A 23,904-nucleotide genomic window follows, 5' to 3' on the forward strand; every position below is an offset into this window, starting at 1 on the left:
CCTCCTACTCTGTCTCAAATCCTAATAAATTCAATTCTTTTTTTACTACTTTTTCTAAAATTCCACTTTGATTTAATTTTTGTTTAGTTATATCAAAGACTGGTCTTTCATCTGGTTGTCTATTCCAACCATAAGATTCACCATATTCTATAATGCTATCTAGTCTTTCTCCCTTTTCATCACCATTTGCTAATGTCTCATTTGTGATTTGTATAATTCCAGGAGAAATTATTTCAGTATTTATATTTTCCCTATCACCATATCCTTTATTTTTATATCTTCTTTCATAAAAATTAGGTTGAAAATCACCATCGTATACAACTTTTTCTATAGTTTCATCTAATACGTCACTAGCTACTTCCCCTAATGTTTCTAATATGATTTCACGTTTTTTACTTATATCAGAATATAAATCTTTTAAATTATTGAAGTCCATTGTCATTTCCTTCTTCAATATTATCTACTAGCTTTTCAAGCTCACTAAAATCAGCCTTTTTAATTTTAGATATTTGTTTATTTATTTTCTTTTTAGCTAGTTCAGATCTCTCTATTCCACAAGTTGTATCATAGCAATTACTTATAGCTAATTTTAAAGCTGTATTCATTAACTCAACTTCTTGTTTTTGAACTTGTAAGAGTTGTTCTCTGATTCCACTTTTAACTATTCTAGTAACCCACATGCCAACATTAAAACATAGCTCCTCAAAGACTTCATTTACATGTTCTGAATTTAGCAATGCTTGGAAATCCTTAATTTTCATACCCTTAAACTTTATTTTTCCGTTACATTCAATAATCTCTTTAAACATTTCAAGTGTAAATTCATCATCTGTAATTTTCTTACCTTTTGCTTTTAGTTTTTCTATTTTTTTATATATTTTTAATTGCTCTGATTGGGATAGATTCTTAACTTTGAATCCCCATTCCTCATCCTCAAAACAATACATTCCTTCTAATAATTCTTCCATATTAACTTTCCTCCTTATTTTTTTGCATTAAAAAAGAACCTAGCTTGTCTACTTGCTACGTTCTCTTTATATTAACATATATAATGGTATACAATCTTTAATATACTTTCCTTCATCCCTTTTCATATATTCATTAAAATCTTTAAACCCATGCCTATTATAAAAATTATAAGCTTTAGCAACAGAATATAAAATAATATTATGAACACCACAAACTTCTTCTGATATTTTACGTATTGAACTTAGTATATCAAAAAACATCATATTACTAAAATTATTTAATTCCTCTTCACTCTCATCATATTTCAATCCTTGATATTCCTTATCTATGGCGAAAAATTTAATTTCTATTGATGGTAAATAATGATTTTTATTATTTGATTCATATATCAAAGCAGTTGTAGATAATGTATAAAAGCCTATAATCTCTTTATTATCTGAATTAATAATAATCTTAGTTACTCCTTTATTATTAAAATAATCTTTAAGAGCTGTTTCTTTAATGTACGTATTAATATTTTCGCTTGCACAATCAAATTGATCAATAGCATACTCTCTAAAAGATTTTTCATCTAAAAGTATTACTTCATATTTAATATCTTTACCTAACATTCTATTTAATTATTAAATTCTTTCTTAATATTTCTGCTTTTTTTTGTATTTTATCCCACATATTATTATCTCTTTTTTGACTTAAAAAATCATCAACTTTATCTTCTCTAATCATTAAAATCCTATCTACTGGTTTTGCCATTACTGCCATATTAATCAACTCCCTTTTTCCTATAACTTGACCATCCCATCTCTTAATATCCATAACACTCACCCCAACTTAATATAACTAAGTTTAGTTTATCCTAATCTAGCCAAATAACTTGTAGAACTGTAAATATTATGTTTATTTTTTTTCAGTCAAATTTCTTAATTAATCTTGATTATTTTACACAATTATATTTCTTTTTCCAATTATTATATTATAATAATACCATTCAATCCGCTAATTTTCAATATTTAGCTATGATTCTTAACAATTTTTGTATTAAAAAAGAACTTAGCTTTTACTAAGTTCTAAAATATGATATATTATTTAATTTTAACAGATTCCTTAGTGTCAATTTCTTTTGGTTGTATCTCTTTCTCAAAAGATAATATATCATTACTCTTAAAAATTACTCCAACAAACTCAAAAATACTATTTGTATCTGTAATATTTGTTACATAATACATCTTTTATTCCTACCATATCTCATAAACTAGATTATTCCTTATAATATAAAAAGCAGAGGTTATACCTCCGCTTAGTCTTCAGCAAGCTTTTACAAACTCCCCTACTTAATATATAATCTTCAGCGAATTTTTACAAATTCCCTTACTTTATAATCTTAATTACTCTTTATATTTATACTAATAATATGATTTTTCACAGTTTACTCTGGCATGGAAATGGGTTTAAAGTCTCCATTCCGACTTATATGTTTTTCTTTCAGCATATGCCTATCGTATTTGTGGTTATACATATAAACCCTATTAGAATTCCATAAGAAACAGCATATACGAACCACTTCTTACTTCAACATTCAACAGATACACATGTTATCTGCTCTCTATTAATATATGCAATTTTGCATAATTGATATTCTTTTAAAATCTAATTGAAAAATAAATTATTAATTATTCTTTATATCTATATTATACTCACATTTGATTACTTTACAATATTTTCACACCATTTTGTATATAAAACAGCCGGTTTATACAATCCCTCTCAGAATTATACTTCTTCATTTTTATAGAGGGAAGTGCCTCTTGAATTATAGTCCTTCAAATATTTATAGAGCGAAGGGACTCTTGAATCTATAGACCGTTTATTAAAGTAAAACAGCGAAAACCTTGAATTATCTTATCTATACTTATATTATACACATATTTGAGTACTTTGAAATACCATTTGCACCCTTTTGAGGATTCTTATAAATTGCTATATTTTTTTATTTATATACCTTAAGCTACATTATGTATATCATTTTCAACCTTTTTAATTAATTCAGAATATTTTTCTTTACTAATTTTATTATCTTTTATTAATCTTTTAATTATGTAAAGAACTCCTTTAGGTTTTATCATAGTCTTATTGTGCCATCTTCCATCTCTCCCAAATACCTTAACAACTTTGAAATAATCATGATATCTTTGATAAGGAATATTACCCTCCATTAGTATACTTTGATCTCTCATCCATTTGAATAAGTTTGTTCTCCCTAGATGTGGTATATCTAATATCTTTGATAGTATTTTTATTTCTATTAAACCGTCAGTATTAGTGAATTTATCAGCTAAGATAACTTTAGGTTGTTGGTCTTCTATTAATTTTTTCTGCTTCTTAGTTATTTCCTGCTCTTCTTTTAATTTAGTTAATATCCCTATCATAAAATCTGGATCTTCAACAGCTTTTTCTAAAACATTATCAGTCATATATGCACCATGTTTACGAATTGTTGGTAATACTTCATCCATAACCCAACTTTCAAACTGTTGAGCTTTAGGCAATTTAGACTTTATTATTAACCTATAGATATCACCTTCTGGAATTAATCCAATCATTTGACCACCTTCTTTAAAGCTGTCGTGTTTTACGACACCTTTACAATGTCTTGATATAGCATCTCTTGGGTTAGAATAGCCTAAGCACTTTGCAATATCCTTTCCAACAAAATAAGGTTTTTCATCAATCATTAATGATCTTACCTCTCCAAACTCTTGATTCTTAAAAATTTCTAATTCATTATTTTTCATTTTTATACCACCTTTATTTTTTAATTATTTTATTATTAGATGCGCATATTGTGCATGTCCGAATTTGTTAGTTGAATTTTTTTCTATCATTAAATTAAACATTCTTCTATAAAACTGTATACTGAATTTTGCTTTAAAGCGGGTATATCCTCCCACTTACTTACATGAAATTCGTTAAAAATCCTATTCTTATACTTTATGTATACATCATCTGTGGCTTTTATTTTTCTATTATATCTTTCTTCTAATACATCCTTTAATTTTAAAGACATTGCCTTAGTATTAGCAGCTTTAAAACCTATTAACCTTTTTAATTCTGCTCTATCTTCATCATATAATGTTGATTGAATATGTATTGCTTCTTTCATCTCATCTACATTTTTTTTCGATTCCTTTACTACCTCACCGAAAGTTTTACCAACTTCAGTTATTAATGTAGGTAGAACTCCTTTAATAGTTTCAGTTACCATTTGAGTCAGTTGATTACTATTTACTTGATTAGATAATTCTCCATGCTCTCTTTTTTCATCCAATGTTGCTAAAAAGTTCTTATAAGCCATAGCTTTTTCTGAGTGACACTCCATAGCCAGTCTCTTGCTCAACCAGCTGCTCATAAAGATTGAATTTCTATCATCAGTATTCTCTATTAAATCTGAAATATAACTAACTTCTTCTTTGTATCTTTGTGGGGTGCTATTTTGCACCACGCTTATTTTAGATAATTTATCTTTTAAACTTCTCCAATATATTTTAGTGCTACCTTCTCTTCTTCCTTTTTGGGTCAATCCACAGCATTTAGCTGTATGCACTAAATTTACTAATGTCTCTCCTTTATCAGTTTTTACTTTTACTTCATTTCCTTCAAATAATACGATTTGTTCTTCTTTCATTTTTATTCCACCTTTATATTTTAATTATTTTATTATTAATTTTATCTCTCTTACAATTTTTATTATACTACTCTTGAATTTTAAGTCAACATTATTTTTTAATTATTTATATACTATTATGAAATAACCTTAATTATCTCATAATAGTATATATTTTTCTAATACTAAAGTCTATTTACACATTATTTTCCTCTAGCTCTTTTAACTTCTCATCTATATTGTATTTGATTCTTTCCTGTTGTATAAGATCTTTTATATATTTGAAATGATATCCTTTATGGTGCTTTGATTTATTATTACAAACCATAGATATTTGTCCTGGTAACAATTTTACACCAAATAAACTTTCTGATTGTCTTGCTAATTCATTGCACCCTGAGAATATTCTATTGTTATCTATACATATTATAGGTTTACAACTTTTCTTTATATAGGAATAATCTTTTTCACGCATACACCACTGTGAATAGTTGCTCCACCCTAAATCCTCACCGTGCTTAAGATAGTTACGGATAGTATTACATGATAATTTAAAGTAATTAGATACAATTTTTATATCTTTAGTTCCATTATTCCAAAAATCACAGACTTCTTTTACTCTACTTGAACAAGCATATTCATGACACTTTAACCAATCTATTTGAGATAAATCATATATATTACTAAGTTCTGAATTTGATATTTCATATTTAATATATTCCATATCACTTTTTTGGCAATCCAATTGTAAATATGTTTTTATATTGTTCTTTATAGCTAATTTCTTTTTATCTTCATCATTTTTCTTAATAAATTTCAATGATCTAGCTTTTTCAAATTTTGATTGTTTATAATGTAATTCTCCTTGCACTTCTATTAAAATATTATCCCCCTCTATATAGAAATCATAATAGTATTGCGGAGCATTAATTGTATTTAATGGGATCCATTCAAAATTAGATTTTTGATATTGAAACTTTACATTTAATTGATTTAATACATTGAATACAAATTTTTCAGGATAACTAATACCGTCAGAACACTTAGGACATGAAAACCTTTTATTTGTTAAATCTGCTATTCTTAATATTTTTTGATAACCACAATCTGGGCATTCCATTAAAACCTCCTTGCTACTAGAGTAACTATACTTATAAGAATCCTCTACATTAACAAAATACTTAACTAACTGTGGATGTGTTGTAGCTATATCATTAATACCTTTAATTATTTTTCTATTTGCACAAACAGGGCATTTTCTTCCTGCATTATATATTTTGTTTGGAGCAACTTGATATTCATAACCACAGCTGTGTCTTATTAATATTTTTGTATTTGCATTTATATACTCCCCTATAACTAAGTATTCTCCATGATACTTTTGTTGAAGTTTTTTCTCAAATTCGTCTTGGGAAATACCATTTTTTATTCTTAATCTTTTATTCTTACAATGCGGGCATTGCTGTCCATGTAAAATATTAGCTGGTGTCATATAAAATTCCTTTCCACAAATATTATGCTTAAATAATAACTTTGTATGAGTATTTGTGTAGTTTTCTAATACCATATACTCTTCCCCATATTTCTCTTCAAATTCTTTTCTAAATTCTTCATTAGTTTTTCTTCTTCCCATAATTACATCACCAATCATTCATATTTAATATATTTTTCTTCATATGTATCCAATACAGCTTAGATCAATAAATACAGTTATCATCTATATTTATTTTATTAACACCAAAGCTGTTCCAAAGCTTGTCCTATTAAAGCTTATTAAATTCTTATCTAATAGTTTAAAAAGTGTATATTTCTCTAAATCAATATTGATATCATTTATACTTAATATTTTATTTTCTATATGTATTTCTTCTATAACACCGTCTACTCTACCATTTAGATCTGCATATCTAAATCCTTTGCCTATGCTTTCTTTTAATAAATTAGCTATCTCATCAATCATATTTATCTCTCCCCTTATACCAATGTGAAATTATATCTAAAGTGTTCTTTCGAGGTTGTTATTTTAAGTCCTGCTCCCAGTCTAACAACTATTGTTTCTCCATCTATGCTCTCTATAACTCCACGTATTCCGTTCCATGTCCCTACTAGACAAATTACTTCACGTTTATCTTGTTCTATGTATTTGTCTACTTTTTTAATAGCTTCTCTTTGCATACCTTTCAACATTGCTGCTAGTTCTATAAGTTCATCGGAACTTTCTGTGTTATTTATTTTCTTTTTGACTTCTTCGATTATAGATTCTTTGTTAATCATTTCTCTCACCTCATAATGTATTTTCATTCGTTGAACTTAACTTATGAGTTTATTATAATCTTCATTATTCCGAATTTCAATATCTTTATTCGGAATAATGAATGAAGATATTGAATTTTCTCTTGTATACTCTATAGTTCTCGTGTTTCTATACTTTTTTAATTAAAATAATTATGTTCACTATTCCGAACTTTATGTTATAATATCATAGAGGTGATTTTATGCTTTCAGATAATTTAAAACATTTTAGAAAAATCAATGGATTAACATTAAAAGAATTATCTATTAAGTCTAAAGTAGGTGCAAGCACCATAAGTGAGATAGAAAGTGGTAAAAATGTCAATCCTAGAACTGAAACTTTATCTAAGATAGCTTTGGCTTTAAATGTAGACGTGAATACTCTTATTAACGGTGAAAATAAGGATATTATAAATATTATTTCTAAAACTTATGAGGTAGATGATGATTTAGCTGAATTTATTCATTTATATCTTCAATTGGATGAAGATATGAAAGTTTTAATTAATAACTTTATAGAAAAAATACTCAATAAAAAAGAAGCTATCAAATAGCTTCTTAATTTATATATATTTTATTCTTCACCATAATTATATAATATACTGTTTGCTAATTCCTCATCATTATCTTTCTTTTTGACATCATTATAGTTATATTGCTTAATTAATTTATTTACCCTTGTAACGAAATCTCCATTTTTATCTTTGAAGCTAAGTATGAATTCTGTTTTTTCTCCCCTAAATTCACATTTAATTATAACATAATCTTTATTTATCTCTTCTTTTTTCTTTGATGCTAATCCTAAAGCACCAAATGCTATTACCCTACCAGCTGAAACAGCTGAAACTAATTGTGTCTCGGTCTTTATTCTACAATCTTCAATATCCTTTATAAATATATCATCACCATATAATCTAACTCTATCTTCAAATAAATATGCACTACCGCCCTCTATGAACCCTGATTCTTTAAAACCTCCATAGTGATTTACATTAACATAGAACTCAATATATTTTAATCCCTGCTTTTCATAACCTTCTATTTTTTTCTTATGATCTTTACTTACTGATATACATGACAAAACAATAAATATAGCAACCAATATTAGAAATATTACCATCTACCTACACTCCCTATTCTTTTGTTAAAAATATACTTACATTATACAATCCATCATAATTATAAGCAAATTATTCCATAAAAGAGGAGTAGCTAATACTACTCTCCATTTAACCTTAAATATTTTTCATTTAGAAAATCTAACAAGATTTTTAAATTACTTATCTTAATCAAATCTTTTTCTTCTGAAATAACCCCATATAAAGAATCTATGAGTTCTTTAATTTTTTCTATATCCTTAGAATAAAATTCCCTTATATTATCAAAATTATATACAAATTTAATAGAAAGAAACAAATTATAAATATTTTTTGCGTTGGATGATCTAATTCTATTAACTAGCTTACTAATATCAAACTTATTTATAAACTCATTATCACTAATTAATATATTATTACAAGTTCTTACATAAAAATATATATTTTCGCCCCATAATTCATTATCACCTAAATAATCATTTATTTCTTTATTTTTTATTATAGTATTTTTATTATCTAAAACTTCTTTAATTTTCTTTATAATTTTATTATATTCATCCCTAATCTCTTCATTTATAGGTTGATTATATAAATCTAGATAAATGGCTTTGCCCTCATATTTATCTATTATATCTAGCATGATTTTTTTAACTTCTTCAACCATTTCTTTGTTAAATCCTATGCTTTTTAGCATTAAGAAATATGAAAGTATCCTTGGAAAAAAATTTATACTATATTTTTTATTTTTTAAAAGAGTGATAATTTCAAAACATGCATTCCTAATTTCTTCTTCATTAAATAACCAATAATAGCAATAAACATTTAACGGATCCTCATCTTGTAGTTTTTCATATAAATAACTATCTAATGTAAATCTTATTTTTTCAATATCCAACCTATTACTTACAACATATTCATCAACAAATTTATATCCATATTCACCTTCAAACATCCCTGAATTCGGATCAATTGAAATATAACCATACAAGTTCTCCTTTCCCCACTGATTCTTATATATCCCAGATTTATATATAACACAGACTTTAAAGCAATAATCACCTATACTCTTTATTAAACTACTGTATTCCTCATAGTTAAATGCTTTTATAATATCATTTAATTTACTAATTTTAAATAAGAAAAGTTCATATGTTCTAAAATTAATATGATTTTGTTTTTCTTCGTATTTAATGTTTAATTCTATATTGCCTATTAATATATTTTTAAGATTATTGTCTTCTATATACTTATTAATTAAACTTATCTTTACTTCTCTTAAATCCGGATAATACCTTATTGTTGCACCTATTAATTTTTCTTTTATCTTCTCATAAATTATATTTTGATTAAAAATAAATATAGCTCTTTCCCTTAACTCATCTATATTTATTTTACAATTTCCTTTACTATAATCTGTGAATGCATTACTTTCTAAATTCTTATTTTCTAATTCTTTAAACTCTATTCTCTCATTACAAGCCAACATATACTTAAGCTCTAAATTCTTTTCTTCATTACATTTTCCAATTTCTTTTTCATTGGCAACTAATATAACTTTAATCCCATCATGCTCAACAAAGTTATTTATATATCCCAATACCTCATTAATATCACAATTACAACGTTCTAAATCATCAAAAATCAATATATAATTTTCTAAACTACATATACATTCCAATATATCTTTTAAATTATTAATATCTATTCCCTTACTCTTGATAAAATCTGATCCTAAACCAGCTAGTGATCCTAAAATTTTTTTAGTTTTTCCATTTTTATTATTTATAATATTAGCATATATAATATTTGATATCTCTTCGCCTGACTTTATCCCATATAAAGATACATATATAACTTTCTTTGGAATATAATTTTCACTTTTCTTACTTTCCTCATATTGTTCCAAATCTTTAATTAGTTTTTCTTTTATGAAATATGTCTTACCACAGCCCCATTCACCATCAATTAAGATAGCGTGATTATATATATCATTATTAATATAATCTTTAACTACCTCAACAATTTCATTATCATTTAAATAACCTTGTCCATTCATCTCATATGTTCCTTTCTTTGTTTAAATAAGTACAATATCTCAATAAATATAATACTATATCCATACAATTAAGGAAATATATCAATATAAACATAAGCAAATTATTCCATAAAAAAGAACATCAATCAATGATGCTCTTAAAATTTATTTATCTAATTAACTATCTAAACTTACATACGTATTTTTCATCGCCTATTGTTAATGTTATTTTTACTGGCTTTTTAGTTTCTTCTACTTCTTTTGGTAACTCTACTGCCCATCTTATTCCCATTGTCTCTAATGGTTTTATAGACTTAATATTGGCATAAGAAAATCCTGTTTGAGAATCCTCTGGAATCAGCCATCCTTTATATTCATATCCGTTATCATAGTCTAACTCTATTCTACCTATCTTTTCAACAACCTGATCTTGTTTATTAGTATTTTTTATATCTGTATCTATTTCTAAATAAACTTTATCTTTATCAGCAGGAAAATGATTATATACGCCCTCTGTTTTATCAGGTAATATATCATTAGTAAACTTTATATTTTTCACTGTGATTTTTAAACCGTCTACATCTAACTTACTACCTTTTTCAAAATTCTTTACATTTTCTTTTACTGTGCTTTCATCATTTGCTTCACTTTTAGAAGCATTATTACCATCATTAGAATTCTTTTTACTAGAGCTACATCCAGCAACCAGACTCATTAAAAGTAACATTGAAATTAAAACACTAATTATTTTTTTCTTATTCATTTGTATTTCCCCCTATAATTAAATCCTTTTACATTATAAGAAAACTATTACAAATATTCAATATACTTCATCAACTGTTTACATATAGAATCAATTAATTCTATAAAGTATCTGCTTTAATACCATTCAATTTTTCCCATAAAAAAGAACCTAGTTTGTACACTAGATTCTCAATATGTATTGTTATTCTTCTTCCATTACCACTTTAAAATAGAATGTAATTATAGATTCACAATAATATGGAACTAACCATAGAAGTCCTACTCCTAATGATAATACTGATAAGATTCCCCATCCTATGAATGAAAGTTGTAGCTTAAACAATCTCCATTTTTTACCTCTCATAAGCCTTATAGAGTCTCCTATGCTTTTAAATACACCATTACCTTGAACAACTAAAAATGGTGCAGCAAAATAAAACAATACTATAAATATAAATATAATTATAATACCTATATATATAATAATTAATGAAGGTAAAATATTACCTAGGTTACCTAGATTAAATAAATTATTAAAATCAATTGCCATAGCAACTCCTATAAAACCTAAAGCTGATAAGAAAAATATTATTAAAGTTATTATAATAAGAACTGCACACAATAATAAATAAAGCCCAAAATATCTTAAAAAAACTTTTATATTAGGAAATCCCTTTTTTAAATCAATCTCTTTAGTCTTATAAAAGTTAATATAAAATGCTTTGTAAAAAGTCCCCACAATTGCATTTATAGCTAAGCTTATTAATAAATGAAAATTAAAATCATCAGTAAAATATCTAGCTGCAATTGTTATTGCAAAAGTTATCAACGTAAATAAAGCTAATTTTAGCCACTTCCCTTGTAAATCTAATCTTGATTGTTCTCTTATTTGTTTATTTGTCATATGTTTCCCCCTGTAATTAAATTCTTTTACATTATAAGAAAGTTATTACAAGTATTCAATGTAATTCATTAATTGTTTACATCTAGAATATATATGATTTAATACCATTCAAATTATTTCATAAAAAAGGAGCAGTAATTAACCACTCCTTTTTAATACTGCCTGTTTTACCAGCTAGAATCCTGCCTATGCTTGAATAATAAACATAAAGCAATAGATCGATTCAACAGAACCTCTTAAATAAGATTTACATTTTTTGTTTATTTCACTTATTATTATACTATTAGAGAACAAACTTTTAAATACTTACTTTGTAAAATTATGTTAAATGTTATTTAACATAAACTAAATCCATATTTTCATATAAAAAAAACCTAGTTTATCTATTCACTAAGTTCTTTTTAAACAGCTTCTATTATTTCTGACGCTTGGATAATAACATTGCTAATAGCATTCTACCTTCTCTCATATTTTCCTCTATATCAATGCTAGACTTCTTACTAGGCATTCTTTTTGCTTTTTCTATTTGAGATATTAAAATATCAGCAGATTTATTATCAATAACTGAATCTGTCATAAATGAAATTGTTGCCATATTAATCAACTCCCTTTTTCTTAATACTTTTACATTTCATCTCTTTATTTTCAATATTTCACGATTGTTTTAATAGATTATTCCATAGAAAATAACCTAGCTTGTACACTTGTTAGATTCTTAGCTATATGTTTAAGTTACTTAAATACTCATCTACATTTAGTCTTAAACTAATTGGACTATCTGATTGCCTATTTTCTCTTTGTACTTTATTTTCTTGAAATCCGAGGTTCTCATAATAGCTAATCCTATGTTCATAACAATCCACTGTTAAAAATTTAATACCCAATGAATCTCTTAATTCAAATACGGTTTTTACCGCAAAATTTATGAGTAAAGTTCCTACTCCCATTTTTTGATGTTTAATATCAATAGCCAGTCTAGCTATTTTAAGTGATGGTATATTCAAGTATGGAACCTTTTCACTTTCTTTTTCGCTTAAGTCTAGTCGAATTGAATCTGCACATAATGAAATAAAGCCAGCTAATTTACCATCAATAAAAAATAGATGTGTTGTATTTAAGAATTTCGCTTGTTCTTTTAAAGCTTCCTTCTTAAAAAACTCATCTATTTCCTTTGAGTGCTTTTTGAACTTTTTCTTTTTTTTTGACTTAAATCCAATAAACTCCTCATTTTCATCTAAACATGTAAATTTCTCAATATGTTCTTCATGTATTTCATTTAATTTGATTATTTTTATAGATTTTGAATCGTCCTGCAATGAAACTACACCTTATTTCTCTTCTAATTTCTTGAAAAAATCAATTAATTTATTCCCTTTGATAATTGATTCCTTACTTGTTTTCCTATTTAGTTCATTTAATACGTTTTTCGCTTCAACTCCATATAAAATTGGTGTTGGTGCTAATTGTGTTGCCATATAAATCAACTCCCTCTTTTTTAACACTTCCCCATTCCATCTCTTAATATCCATATATATCACCCCATATATTTAGTTTAATCTATGAGCTATATAAATATTTGTCATAAACTGACGTTATGATGGCAATGTTATTAACTTATTTTCTTCTAAAATAATGTATTATTTTGTATTACATTGTATTACATACCTTTATTATACGTATTATTATAAGTATTTACAAGAAATTTATGGTTAATTTTGTGTATAATTCCGATTAACTATTATTTAATATAAGTATATATTTAATTAAAATCTTTATTTTAATCTTTTTTCTAATTATAATTATCATTTACGAGTATATTATATAAGATTATTATTTTCTAGTCTATTACTACTTATACTTTTAAAAATTACATTTATAAACCATAAAAAAGAGTAAGTAAAATAAATTACCTACTCTCCTTATAAACTATCTATTACTCTTTAATTGACAATTGTCAAAATTAAATTAATATATCTTTTTTATTCCCTTTTCCTTCTAATACTTTTTTAAAACTCTCAGAGGTAATTATACTACTTTTTTCATTATTACTATATCCTAATTCTATTTTTGCTGCTTGCTTTATTATATTTAATACCTCAGTCTTCCCATGCGTATTATTTACTAGCCACTCTATGAGATCTATACTTCCGTTCTCTAATATTATTTTATTACAAAATAACAAGTCTTTTGTTATTTTTTCTTTATTAATTTTCAAAAATCCTTCTCTCAATTTCATATCAAAAGCTTCATCAAAAGCCTTTTTGTCAAAAATTTCTTCAAACGCCTTTTTGTCAAAAGATTCTTCATTTAATTTTTTAAAATCATTTAATGTATATTTAAATAACTCCTCAAATGATATATAAGATTTTTTTTCATTCTTATATATATTGTTATTTATATTATCAACTATATTATTAAATATAGTTCTTACATCATCTTTTCTTACATCTATACTAGTATGCTTTGATGATAACATTAAAATATTAGCTATATAATTATTAATTTCAAAATCATAATATTCATAATTGTCTATATCAACTATCAATTTAAACTGAATATTTTCTGAAATATTTATAATTTCTAATGAGAAATTTAATATATCCATATACACATCATATATATCATCAGTCGTTATAGAAAGTTTTTTCTTGAAAATACTAATATCTATAGGTATTAATACTTTTCTATTTCCCATTTCTTCATCTAGCTTAACAATTCTTTCAATTACTGAACTTTTGATGTTACTAATATTTTCTGAAAAAATTTCATCATGAATATGATCAACTTTTTCACTTCCAACTTCTTGTTTATAAATATATTTTTCTATATTAGCAATAAAGTTTGCAAGTAAAAATGATATCATATAGGAATAATAAGTTCTAGCCTTTACCTTTGTATGATCTCTTGTGAATTTATTACAATTAAATTCTATATCCAATATATCAAATTTTTCTTTCTCTTCTACAAAATTTTTAAATATAGATTCTATATCTGATTTACTATCTTTTATTATAATATAGTTACTTTTATCAATAATCTTTTTTTCATCATTTGTAAATATACTGTCAAACTTAAAGCCATCTTTCAATAATTCTAATATATTATTGCATTTATCTTTATTATCCATTATCCACATTCTATTATTTTCATTAATTTCATCTTCTAAGATAATATCACTTAATTTTTTAAATCCAACAAGCTTTTCTTCTATAGGATATCTATTTTCTATTGCTATAGTAGAATCATAATATATACCTATAAATTCTTGTTTTATATTAACTTCATTGAATAAGCTTTCAGCTTTTTCTCTACCTAGTACTGAACCATCTATTCTAGAAAAAACAACTGTACATTTTTTATTTTCTCCAAGCATATCTAAAATTAGATTAGTTCCTTTAACATTCTCTTCATTAGGATATGCTAATAAAAATACCTCATCAGCTATTTCACCAATAGATAACGCCCCCCAATTATTTATACCAGTTCTAGAATCTATCAATACATAATCTATATTATACTGTCTATTCATTTCATTTATTAAGTCTTCAATATATTGATTTTCAGAAATTCTTCTTTCTTTAAGCATATCTAATCTCTTAACATACTTAGGACTTATTTCACCAGTTGGTAAAACATATACCTCTCCTTTTGCACTTAAAGGGAGTTTAGTCATCATTGACGATAATTGTATCTCATCTAGATCATACATTTTATTATAAAGATACTCTACCAATCCATTTTTAGATTTAATTTCATTCTTAAAAATTTCATTAAAACTAGGTGCTTCTATATCCATATCTATTAATGCAACTTTTTTTCCTTCTGCCGCTAGTAGTGTTGCTGTATGAATTAATGCAACCGTTCTACCAACCCCACCTTTATATGAGTAAAATGATACTACCTTAGGTTCTGTTTTCTTTTCTTTTTCCAATAAATTATTATTTTTATTATCTATAATTGCTCCAAAGCTTGAATTATTTATTTCTTTTTTTATCTCAGGTTTTTCGATTCCTAAAAATTCAGCTTCCTCAGGACTCCAAATATTTATAAATCCACTATGTATTTTCTCATCATTTTTTAAATCTTCATTATATAAATCTATTTTTTCTTCTATAAACTTATTAAAATCTTTTATTGTTTTATTATTAGATGTAACTATATCTAAATCTAACCTATTAATATTTACTATATTTATATCTATCCAATCTATATCTTCATTAATAATAAAATATTTAATCAATTCATTTTTTAAATCCTGTATGTTTTTCAAAGACTATCTCACCTCTATACTTTTACTATTTTTAATAATCCATCTATATAACTCTCTAAAACTTTTCTCCCATCGTTCAAATAAATCATCAATACCATCAATATCATTATAAGATTTATATCTCAAGTCTATATATCCATTTTTCTCTCCTAATGGATTATTAATTAGTTTTAAATTTTTCTCCATATCAATATCATCAGTTAATAACTCATTCAATTCAACGATTTTCTGTATTGCTTTTTCTATATCATGTCCTGGATTTTCACATGTTGCCTCTGGAAAATCTTTTGGTTTAATATTCCCTCTAGACATAATATCTTCATGTGTAGCTGAATTATACCACTTTTTATTTCCGTGACTTTTTTTTATTCCATTAACTTTTACTAAAATAGACTTTAGATATATTTCTATTACTATGCCTCCCCAATGCATTAAGAAAACCTTCATATCATCATCTATTTTTTTCATGCATAAATACTCATTAAGTCTTTCATTATAAGCCTCATGAAAATTTTCTATATCCCTAAATCCTTTACTATCCATCCCTTGCTCCCATTTATATAAAATATAGAATAATTATAACATATTAATTAATGGATTAATAACCATATATATCATAGTAACATTATTTGGAATAATTTTACATATTTATTTTGTTTTATTTTCCGACAATAAATTTTATTTTATCTATTTCTAACTACAATTATCATTTACGAGTATTTATAATAAGATGATAATTCTAATTAAAAAGGGCTAAAAAGCCCAATTTAATATTACTCTTTAGGAGCAGCCTTCGGTTCTGACCCTTTTCCAGCTAACCCCATACTAGCTAAATCCTTTTTATCTAAAGAATCAATTGGGAATATAATTATTTGTCCCATAGATTGTCCATTATTAGGGTTCATAATTTCTATCTTAGAATCAAATTTTCCTCCGTCTGATTTAGATTTTAAATCATCTTTGAAGTTACCATCTAATCTTCCCATTGGGAATCTGTATTGTTTTACAAACTTAGTTGATGGAACACCATCTTGTATAATAACAACTGGCGCAGATACTATAACTTCAAATGACTTTGCAAATTTGTTTGCATCTATGTCTATAGATATACCAGTTGACTCAATGTTATGTCCCCATACATATACTTTTTTACCATCTTCTATTGTTCCTGATCCAAAAGTAATCTTTTTATTATCTTCAGATACAGTTATTTTACTTGTATCTATTAAAGCACCCGTTTCTTTGTTAAATATCTTTAAAGTCTTAGGATCAATTGGTGCAGCATCTAAAGTTATGAAACCTCCTTGAACTACATAATCTTTAGCTTCTTTGAATACAGCTACTTCACCCTTCTTAATTTGTTGACCTAATTTAGCAGCTGTCCAGTCCATTCTAGTAACTGCATCACTTAATGATATTGTAATTTGACGGTTTTCTCCCCAAGAATATAATGTTGGATTTCCTATACCACCTTGTATCTTCTTATTATCTTCTTTAAAATCAATACCTACATCTTTCATAGTTTGTGAAAAGTATTGTACACCAGTTTCTTTATCAATAAGTGTTATATTAGCTGTTGTTGTACTAACACAATACTTTAACATTTCTTCAATATTTAAATCCATATAAATTCCTCCTTTTATTATTTATTTTATTTATATAAAGCTTTTGCTTTTTATCATATTGTTTATTTATTTTGTATTTTTTCATCATTTTCACCAACTACTGGTTGATTAAAATCAAATTCCTCTGGATGCCTATTTAAATCTATTTTTTTATCCAACTTTGGAACTTCCACATCTTTGCTTCCATATCCGCTAGTCTGTATGAGCTTTACCCAATCATAATTCTCTAAAGTTTGAAATCTTGCGAACTCTGCCATAACCTGATAATATGTATACTCTTTAAAATCTTTTGGGTGTATGCCTTTTTTTAGGCTTAATATTTGTAGTATAGCTTCTAAATCAGAAGCTTCTTCCTTTACAGTCCTTTGCTTTTCTCTTAATTGTTCGAGCATGCTTTGAAGTATAAAATCATCATAATAAAGAGGTGCAAAAAGTAGATTTTGTCTCATAACAACTTTTCTGTATTCCTCAAAGTTTTCGCTATTAATTTCATCATCATCTAAAACACTCTTCTCAAGCTTTACTTTCATATTTTCCTCATCTATAATAACCTTACATTTTAAAGTCATTTCTAGAATTTCTTTAAATTCTTCCATGTTCATTTTATATTTATAATCTACCTTGTTTAAATTCTTATAAAATTTCTTATCAGAGTCACCTATAAAAGCATTTAGTAATGTTTCATCTTCAGCTATTTCAAATTGTTTAATCTGACATATAATTATCTCTAATAAACTAAAATCAAGTTTTTGCCCTATAGTACTTTCTATAGATCTCTTATCTGGTATCAAATATTTCTCAGCTAAGAATTTGAATCTATCATATTCAGCAATAGATATAGGATAAATATTTCCCATTCCTTCTACATATTCTTCAATACCTAAGTAATCATTAATCATTTAATAACTCCCTATCTGTTAGAGGTTTCGCTATTAACCTAATTATTTTACCCATATTGCCACCAGTACCTATTTTTACAGATTGGATATTAGAAACCGTAAACTTTAACTCCCCTATTTCTTTTTGAGACTCTTCATCATTATATTTTTCATCAAAATCTTTGCATACCTGATCTGCAATCTTTAAGGCTCTCTCCTCTCCATAAGGTTCAAGTATATTATATGTTGGTGTATAAGCTATAACTATATCGAAAATATATTTACCTGTCGTATACTTACTGTTAAATTTGGCATTATAGCTATCTACAAAAATTAATATTTGTTCCTCTGGTTGTAATGAATCATCAAACGCATAAGGAATTAATATTCTATCCCTTGATTGTACCATTGGGTATTCACCATCTTTCAATATAGTTAATAACCCACAATCCAAATCAGATTGTTTTATCATATTATTATTGTAATCAACACCTTTTTTTAGTAGAGGTGTTTTAGTCAAATATCTGCACAATCTCACTATGCTTTGATTATTATTTATTGTTCTAACTATATGCCTTTTACCACTTTCTACTATCTTTATTTTATTAGAAAATGGTATGCTTTCATTGTATTGCTGCGTATAATAGCTCACTAAATCATCCCTCCATTCTCTAATAGATTAATATATATTCTTCTTTTAATAATTTATCTTCTTTAACAAGTTGTAATGTTGCATAATCACCACTTTTAACCCCTGCAAAACTATATTTACCTGGACTAATTAATGTTAATTTTCCATAATCATCTGTTTGTAATGTTGCATTTATTGGCGTTATAGAAATATCTATTATTTCTCCTACCTTACACTTATCAGTGTTTAAAATAATATTAGGCTCTGTTGTATCATCGCTAGGTCGCTCTGCATTATCATCAACTGATTTTAATAAATTTTTATTGTAAGCTATATTATCTTTTAAATTATCTAAAGAAGTTATAGAATCTAGTATACATTCCATTACATATATGCCATCTAGTACTGTATCATCTATTTTAGTTATTTCATAGCAAGTTCTATGATTAAATACAAATCTCATATTTTCTTTATATCTATCTGTCCATTGGTTTTTTTGAACCCATATTTTTAATCTTGCATCACGTTCTTCAAAATAATTGTTATCCTTTACACCTTTTGTACCATAGGTAGTGTTATCTGCTACACATGGAATTGGATAAGGTTGTCCCTCACACATTAAAGTTTGATTACAATATCTAATCTTCGTCTTCAAATAGACTTTATGATTATCTACCCTACTTAAAACAATATAAACAACTTCTTCTCCATTATCCTTATACTCTATATAATCTCCTCGTTTTATAGGTATTCCCATCTCTACTTGAATGCTTCTTTCTTCTTTGGATTCAGTCATTGGATTCAATGTATTTCTAATTAATGCTCTTACTGTATCATTAGAGTTATTGATTTTTATATCTTCCCCTTCTGTGCCACTCAATTGTTTCTTAAATATAATTTTCCCACTATTTATTTTTATAGAGTTAGGTGATGTTTTATAATAATCTAAACGTTTCATTATCTATCACCTACACTTCATACCCAAGATCTTCATCTTGTATTAATGCCATATATTCATTCTTAAAATCATTTATAGTTTTCAATCTACCACTACATTGAGCTTTATAATCCTTCATACCTAAATCATTTGCGACAACATTATACAAAGAAGTAAACTCAGTAAATTTAAATTTAGCAAAGTTATAAGCTATAATATTTGCTAATATTGTTATTTCATTTTCATTGAGCTTAAAATTAGCTTCTTCACTTATATCATCTAACTTTAAGTTACCAGTAAAAGTAGAATATTTATTGGCCAACTTATTATATCTAACAGAAGCATTATTAATCATATTTTTCATAACATTTTCATTAGTTGGTATTTCTTCATAATTGTAACCACATACTCTAATAAACGTTTCCCATATTTCATCATAGGTAGTATTCATTTTGCTCACCACCCTTTTCTATTATTCTTCACCGAATAGCTCTTCTATTGATAATCCTGACCCTAATAAATCTTTTATCATTTTTTGCTTATTAGCATTTTCTATTTTTATTTCTTTGGCCACCTTGTAAATAAATTGTTTGGTAGCAGCTTCTTCTATTTCGCTAAAAGCTTTTTCTAAAGACTTTAAATTTCCCTTTAACATTTTTTCAACTTCTTCTTTAGTTAATGCATTTTTTTCATACTTTTCAACATCTGGTATTTCCTCTAATAAGTCTTTCTTTAATTCATCAGATATTTTTTTACCTAAAACTAGTTTGCCGCTTTCTAATGCAGAAGTACCCATAGCTATAAAATCATAAACTTCTCTTGGTACTTTTTTTACGCTTGGTACTCCATTCCTAGCCCCCAACCATTCATACTTTTTATTTTCATAATTTACCGTATACGGATTCTGTCTATGTCTTTCTAAAATTATTTGTTCTTCCATTTTCTTCTCTCCTTTGTTATTAGCACTTTATTTTAATAAAATAAGAGATGGAATTAACCATCTCTTGTAAGTTTATTAAACAGTTATTGTATCCTCTTCTACAACACCTAAAAATCTACCATTTAATAATGTAACATCAGCATCAAACTTAACTAATATTTCTACTCTTTCAGATTCTTTATCTATTTCTGAATACTCTCTTCTATTACCATACTCAGTAATACCGAATGGTTTGCCTTTAGCATTTGAAGGGAACATAAAACCTTGCTTTACATTAAACTTAACTTCTGAATTTTTTTCATCTATCCAAGGGTTAGGGAATGACATAGCTAATGATTTAGATATTTTACTTGGTACAAGATCCTCTCTTAACATATCCCTTACATCATCAGTTAATAAGTTAACTTGTGCTGTTGGTATTTGATTAGCAAAATGATTTATTAATGATGTATCAGCTATGAATAGCGGTCTACCTCCACCTAATCTTATCATTACATTCTCTACTTTTTGGAAGTCTGATAAAGTTAAATTTGAACCTTCTTTAACATTATTACTAGGTATTTGAGCATTTTTAATAGATTCCTTCATGCACTCAAACATTAGTTCAAAGAACTTTTCAATCTTGGCATTTGCAAGTTGTGCTACCGCATCCTTGAAAGCTTGTTCTGGATTTCCCATAAAACTAGTTATTTCATAATATCCACCATAACCAAAAGTCTTTCTTTGTGCTAATTTTTTAGTTTCATTCCCACTTAATCTTACTAAGTCTACACCTGAACCATTAGCAGCATATAATATTTTTGGCTTAGTAGTCTTAGGGATGTCATACATAACCACAGCATCTATATCTGCATTCTTATATTGTGCTAGTAGATTTAATATACCAGTTATTTTGGGCTCTGCTATAGTTTCAGCAGTTTCAACTATTAACTTGTTAAATCTTTCTAAATTTTCTCTTGAAGGCATCCCATGCCCCCATGTTTTTTCGCAAATGTCCATGAAATCTTTTTCATCAACATTAACATCCTCTCCATCTACTTTTTCAATTATCATTTTATTTTTAAAAACTCTAACACCTAGATTTTTTAATTTATCATCTATTGACATCTTTTGTATTCTACTCATAATTGTTGTATTCCTCCTTTATTTTTTATTTATTCTAAAATTTCTAATCTTATAGTTTGTTGTCCAGCTAAAGTATTTGCTTTTGCATCTACAACAACATATTTATTTCCAGCAGTAGCTAGTTTTTCATCTTCACCCTTAGTCACAGCTACAAATGCTTTTTTACTTGGATCAAAATAAACAGATTGTCCAGCTTTAATAGGAGCTGAATTATCAGAAGGGACTACATTAGAACATTCAAATCTTTGACCAAAATCTTGAATTACTAATCTTCCTCTTTCTCCAACTCCATTATAAAATGAAATCATTGTTTCACCTAAATCAGCCATAACATTTTCTGGAGAAGCTAATAAATATCCTTTCTTAGTAATATCAGTTAGTAATTTAAAAGTTCTTTCCCCTTCCTCATTAAAACCTGTTTCAACTATCATATAGTTATCAAGATCCGCTTCTGCGATAGCACCTTGATTTATCATTCTTATTCTCATATTATTTAAAGAACCAACTGTATGTTTATTCCCTTGTCCTGTTAAGACTTTTAAAATTTCACTTGCCATATATAATTTCCTCCTTAATATTTATTAATTATTTAAACCCATATTTAGTAGCACCATTTTTTTCTATTTGTATTAAATTATTCATATCAGTACTATTATCTATAGATATTTTTTTATTTAGTTTATTATTATTTATTTGTATTAAATCTACTATCATTGAATTAAGATCATTTTTCTTACTTTCATCTTTGACAGCATCCTTAATCAAACTTTGAACTTCCTCTGATTTAAACTTTTTAGAAGCATTAATCATATTAAACTTACTTTCATAATCTTTCATTAAATCCTCTAATGCCTTCTCTTCTTCTTTAGCTTTCTTTTCATCTTGAAGTTTATTATAATCATCAACTAAAGGCTTCATTAGAGTTATTTCTTTATTCAATGCTATTATTTTTTCATTTGCTTCATTTAGCTTAATAGCAACTTCATTTTTCTCTTCAACTAATATATCTCTTTCATTTGATAAAATTTTGACCTCTTCTTTTAAACTCGAAATTTTATTTTCTAATCCATCAGTTTCTGTTTTATTACCTTTACTATTATTATTTTCTTCGTCTTCTGGTTCTTCACTAGATACCTCATTCGCTATTTTTAACAACTCATCTGGTACATTAGAGTACTTATTAAATACTTCTTTATCTACGCAGCAAGCTATCTTTCTTTCATCCTCTAATAAAGTTACATTAAATATTTCTTGAATCTCATTAGCATTAAGCCAAGATTCATTTGACATTTTTTCTCTTAAAATGTCTTCTGTTATCCCGTCTTTTGCCTTTTCCATATATAAAGGTATAATCACATCATTCTCAATCTTATCTAATACCTCTATTTCTTTTTGCATCTCATCTGAATTTCCATACACCATACATAGAGGTTTATGTATCATCATAATTGATTGAGGATAAATAAATATCTCGTCAGCTATCATTGGAAGCCAAGAACCACATGAAGCAGCTAAACCATCTATATAAGCATTAATTTTCACTCCTCTATCCTTTGCCCTTCTTATCATTGCAATAGATGATTGAGTAGTAAATACATCCCCGCCTGGAGAATTTATATACATATTTAAAATTGAACCTTTTGACATCTGTTCTAAAGTATTCTTAAAATCAGTAAAAGTCACATCAGACTCATCCCATTTATCTGCGCCACCAATAATTACACCGTACACATATAAATCTTTATTGTTATCAATTATATTTGTAAACTTATAAAATTTATTTTTAGCCAACTATC

General features: G+C 26.3%; 29 protein-coding genes. 1 reads left to right on the forward strand and 28 read right to left on the reverse strand.

What is annotated here, in order from left to right:
• Nucleotides 1-4: 4 nt before the first annotated feature.
• The 10 genes from JOC62_RS13580 to JOC62_RS13625 all read right to left on the reverse strand — a co-directional run bounded on the left by JOC62_RS13580 (nucleotide 5) and on the right by JOC62_RS13625 (nucleotide 6,913).
• Nucleotides 5-436 (reverse strand): hypothetical protein, encoded by a 432-nt coding sequence (locus JOC62_RS13580; protein ID WP_204595822.1) that lies wholly within the window; start codon nucleotides 434-436, stop codon nucleotides 5-7.
• Complete coding sequence (locus tag JOC62_RS13585) at nucleotides 423-968, reverse strand: hypothetical protein (protein WP_204595823.1); 546 nt, start codon at nucleotides 966-968, stop codon at nucleotides 423-425. Before JOC62_RS13585 ends, JOC62_RS13580 begins: the two co-directional genes overlap by 14 nt.
• Before the next feature lie 66 nt (nucleotides 969-1,034).
• The gene (locus JOC62_RS13590; protein WP_204595824.1) at nucleotides 1,035-1,580 is read right to left on the reverse strand and encodes a hypothetical protein; all 546 of its coding nucleotides are present in this window, start codon (nucleotides 1,578-1,580) and stop codon (nucleotides 1,035-1,037) included.
• A 1-nt stretch (nucleotide 1,581) separates the two neighbouring features.
• Entirely contained in the window at nucleotides 1,582-1,785 is a 204-nt protein-coding gene (locus JOC62_RS13595) for a hypothetical protein (protein WP_204595825.1), read from the reverse strand.
• Nucleotides 1,786-2,051: 266 nt separating this feature from the next.
• Nucleotides 2,052-2,195 (reverse strand): hypothetical protein, encoded by a 144-nt coding sequence (locus JOC62_RS13600; protein WP_204595826.1) that lies wholly within the window; start codon nucleotides 2,193-2,195, stop codon nucleotides 2,052-2,054.
• Nucleotides 2,196-2,969: 774 nt separating this feature from the next.
• Nucleotides 2,970-3,761, reverse strand: a complete 792-nt coding sequence (locus JOC62_RS13605; protein ID WP_204595827.1) for a phage antirepressor — start codon at nucleotides 3,759-3,761, stop codon at nucleotides 2,970-2,972.
• Between the two features lie 89 nt (nucleotides 3,762-3,850).
• Entirely contained in the window at nucleotides 3,851-4,651 is an 801-nt protein-coding gene (locus tag JOC62_RS13610; protein WP_204595828.1) for a hypothetical protein, read from the reverse strand.
• A 175-nt stretch (nucleotides 4,652-4,826) separates the two neighbouring features.
• Nucleotides 4,827-6,263 (reverse strand): hypothetical protein, encoded by a 1,437-nt coding sequence (locus JOC62_RS13615; protein WP_204595829.1) that lies wholly within the window; start codon nucleotides 6,261-6,263, stop codon nucleotides 4,827-4,829.
• Between the two features lie 90 nt (nucleotides 6,264-6,353).
• The gene (locus tag JOC62_RS13620) at nucleotides 6,354-6,590 is read right to left on the reverse strand and encodes a hypothetical protein (RefSeq protein ID WP_204595830.1); all 237 of its coding nucleotides are present in this window, start codon (nucleotides 6,588-6,590) and stop codon (nucleotides 6,354-6,356) included.
• A gap of 14 nt (nucleotides 6,591-6,604) precedes the next feature.
• The gene (locus JOC62_RS13625) at nucleotides 6,605-6,913 is read right to left on the reverse strand and encodes a hypothetical protein (protein WP_204595831.1); all 309 of its coding nucleotides are present in this window, start codon (nucleotides 6,911-6,913) and stop codon (nucleotides 6,605-6,607) included.
• Between the two features lie 212 nt (nucleotides 6,914-7,125).
• Between JOC62_RS13625 and JOC62_RS13630 the strand changes: the two genes are divergently transcribed.
• Complete coding sequence (locus JOC62_RS13630) at nucleotides 7,126-7,476, forward strand: helix-turn-helix domain-containing protein (protein ID WP_204595832.1); 351 nt, start codon at nucleotides 7,126-7,128, stop codon at nucleotides 7,474-7,476.
• Between the two features lie 20 nt (nucleotides 7,477-7,496).
• Here JOC62_RS13630 and JOC62_RS13635 read toward each other — a convergent pair whose 3' ends face one another.
• The 18 genes from JOC62_RS13635 to JOC62_RS13720 all read right to left on the reverse strand — a co-directional run bounded on the left by JOC62_RS13635 (nucleotide 7,497) and on the right by JOC62_RS13720 (nucleotide 23,899).
• The gene (locus JOC62_RS13635; protein ID WP_204595833.1) at nucleotides 7,497-8,042 is read right to left on the reverse strand and encodes a hypothetical protein; all 546 of its coding nucleotides are present in this window, start codon (nucleotides 8,040-8,042) and stop codon (nucleotides 7,497-7,499) included.
• 98 nt (nucleotides 8,043-8,140) lie between these two features.
• A complete protein-coding gene (locus JOC62_RS13640) occupies nucleotides 8,141-10,075 on the reverse strand; it encodes a P-loop NTPase fold protein (protein WP_204595834.1) in 1,935 nt (644 codons plus the stop codon).
• A gap of 160 nt (nucleotides 10,076-10,235) precedes the next feature.
• The gene (locus tag JOC62_RS13645) at nucleotides 10,236-10,817 is read right to left on the reverse strand and encodes a M10 family metallopeptidase C-terminal domain-containing protein (protein WP_204595835.1); all 582 of its coding nucleotides are present in this window, start codon (nucleotides 10,815-10,817) and stop codon (nucleotides 10,236-10,238) included.
• A 183-nt stretch (nucleotides 10,818-11,000) separates the two neighbouring features.
• Complete coding sequence (locus JOC62_RS13650) at nucleotides 11,001-11,702, reverse strand: DUF975 family protein (RefSeq protein WP_204595836.1); 702 nt, start codon at nucleotides 11,700-11,702, stop codon at nucleotides 11,001-11,003.
• Between the two features lie 415 nt (nucleotides 11,703-12,117).
• Entirely contained in the window at nucleotides 12,118-12,297 is a 180-nt protein-coding gene (locus JOC62_RS13655) for a hypothetical protein (RefSeq protein ID WP_204595837.1), read from the reverse strand.
• A gap of 124 nt (nucleotides 12,298-12,421) precedes the next feature.
• Entirely contained in the window at nucleotides 12,422-13,018 is a 597-nt protein-coding gene (locus tag JOC62_RS13660) for a GNAT family N-acetyltransferase (protein WP_204595838.1), read from the reverse strand.
• Nucleotides 13,019-13,030: 12 nt separating this feature from the next.
• Complete coding sequence (locus JOC62_RS13665) at nucleotides 13,031-13,231, reverse strand: hypothetical protein (RefSeq protein ID WP_204595869.1); 201 nt, start codon at nucleotides 13,229-13,231, stop codon at nucleotides 13,031-13,033.
• A 431-nt stretch (nucleotides 13,232-13,662) separates the two neighbouring features.
• A complete protein-coding gene (locus tag JOC62_RS13670; RefSeq protein WP_204595839.1) occupies nucleotides 13,663-15,972 on the reverse strand; it encodes a tyrosine-protein kinase family protein in 2,310 nt (769 codons plus the stop codon).
• Nucleotides 15,973-15,975: 3 nt separating this feature from the next.
• Complete coding sequence (locus JOC62_RS13675; protein ID WP_204595840.1) at nucleotides 15,976-16,515, reverse strand: hypothetical protein; 540 nt, start codon at nucleotides 16,513-16,515, stop codon at nucleotides 15,976-15,978.
• A 230-nt stretch (nucleotides 16,516-16,745) separates the two neighbouring features.
• Nucleotides 16,746-17,597 carry a hypothetical protein gene (locus tag JOC62_RS13680; RefSeq protein WP_204595841.1) on the reverse strand — a complete coding sequence of 284 codons (852 nt, stop codon included), beginning with the start codon at nucleotides 17,595-17,597 and terminating at the stop codon, nucleotides 16,746-16,748.
• 62 nt (nucleotides 17,598-17,659) lie between these two features.
• Complete coding sequence (locus JOC62_RS13685) at nucleotides 17,660-18,496, reverse strand: hypothetical protein (protein WP_204595842.1); 837 nt, start codon at nucleotides 18,494-18,496, stop codon at nucleotides 17,660-17,662.
• On the reverse strand, nucleotides 18,489-19,127 hold the full coding sequence (locus tag JOC62_RS13690) for a hypothetical protein (protein ID WP_204595843.1): 639 nt from the start codon (nucleotides 19,125-19,127) through the stop codon (nucleotides 18,489-18,491). Before JOC62_RS13690 ends, JOC62_RS13685 begins: the two co-directional genes overlap by 8 nt.
• A 19-nt stretch (nucleotides 19,128-19,146) precedes the next feature.
• The gene (locus JOC62_RS13695) at nucleotides 19,147-20,064 is read right to left on the reverse strand and encodes a hypothetical protein (protein ID WP_204595844.1); all 918 of its coding nucleotides are present in this window, start codon (nucleotides 20,062-20,064) and stop codon (nucleotides 19,147-19,149) included.
• Nucleotides 20,065-20,074: 10 nt separating this feature from the next.
• On the reverse strand, nucleotides 20,075-20,494 hold the full coding sequence (locus JOC62_RS13700; protein ID WP_204595845.1) for a hypothetical protein: 420 nt from the start codon (nucleotides 20,492-20,494) through the stop codon (nucleotides 20,075-20,077).
• A 21-nt stretch (nucleotides 20,495-20,515) separates the two neighbouring features.
• The gene (locus JOC62_RS13705) at nucleotides 20,516-20,983 is read right to left on the reverse strand and encodes a hypothetical protein (RefSeq protein WP_204595846.1); all 468 of its coding nucleotides are present in this window, start codon (nucleotides 20,981-20,983) and stop codon (nucleotides 20,516-20,518) included.
• A gap of 75 nt (nucleotides 20,984-21,058) precedes the next feature.
• Nucleotides 21,059-22,108 carry a hypothetical protein gene (locus JOC62_RS13710; protein ID WP_204595847.1) on the reverse strand — a complete coding sequence of 350 codons (1,050 nt, stop codon included), beginning with the start codon at nucleotides 22,106-22,108 and terminating at the stop codon, nucleotides 21,059-21,061.
• A gap of 29 nt (nucleotides 22,109-22,137) precedes the next feature.
• Nucleotides 22,138-22,665: a hypothetical protein gene (locus JOC62_RS13715; protein ID WP_204595848.1), complete on the reverse strand. Its 528-nt coding sequence runs from the start codon at nucleotides 22,663-22,665 to the stop codon at nucleotides 22,138-22,140.
• Between the two features lie 28 nt (nucleotides 22,666-22,693).
• Nucleotides 22,694-23,899 (reverse strand): head maturation protease, ClpP-related, encoded by a 1,206-nt coding sequence (locus tag JOC62_RS13720; protein ID WP_243425080.1) that lies wholly within the window; start codon nucleotides 23,897-23,899, stop codon nucleotides 22,694-22,696.
• Between the last annotated feature and the right edge of the window lie 5 nt (nucleotides 23,900-23,904).

Origin of the sequence: Clostridium sardiniense (assembly GCF_016907995.1) — a bacterium.
In the GTDB taxonomy this organism is placed as follows: Bacteria; Bacillota; Clostridia; order Clostridiales; family Clostridiaceae; genus Clostridium; species Clostridium sardiniense.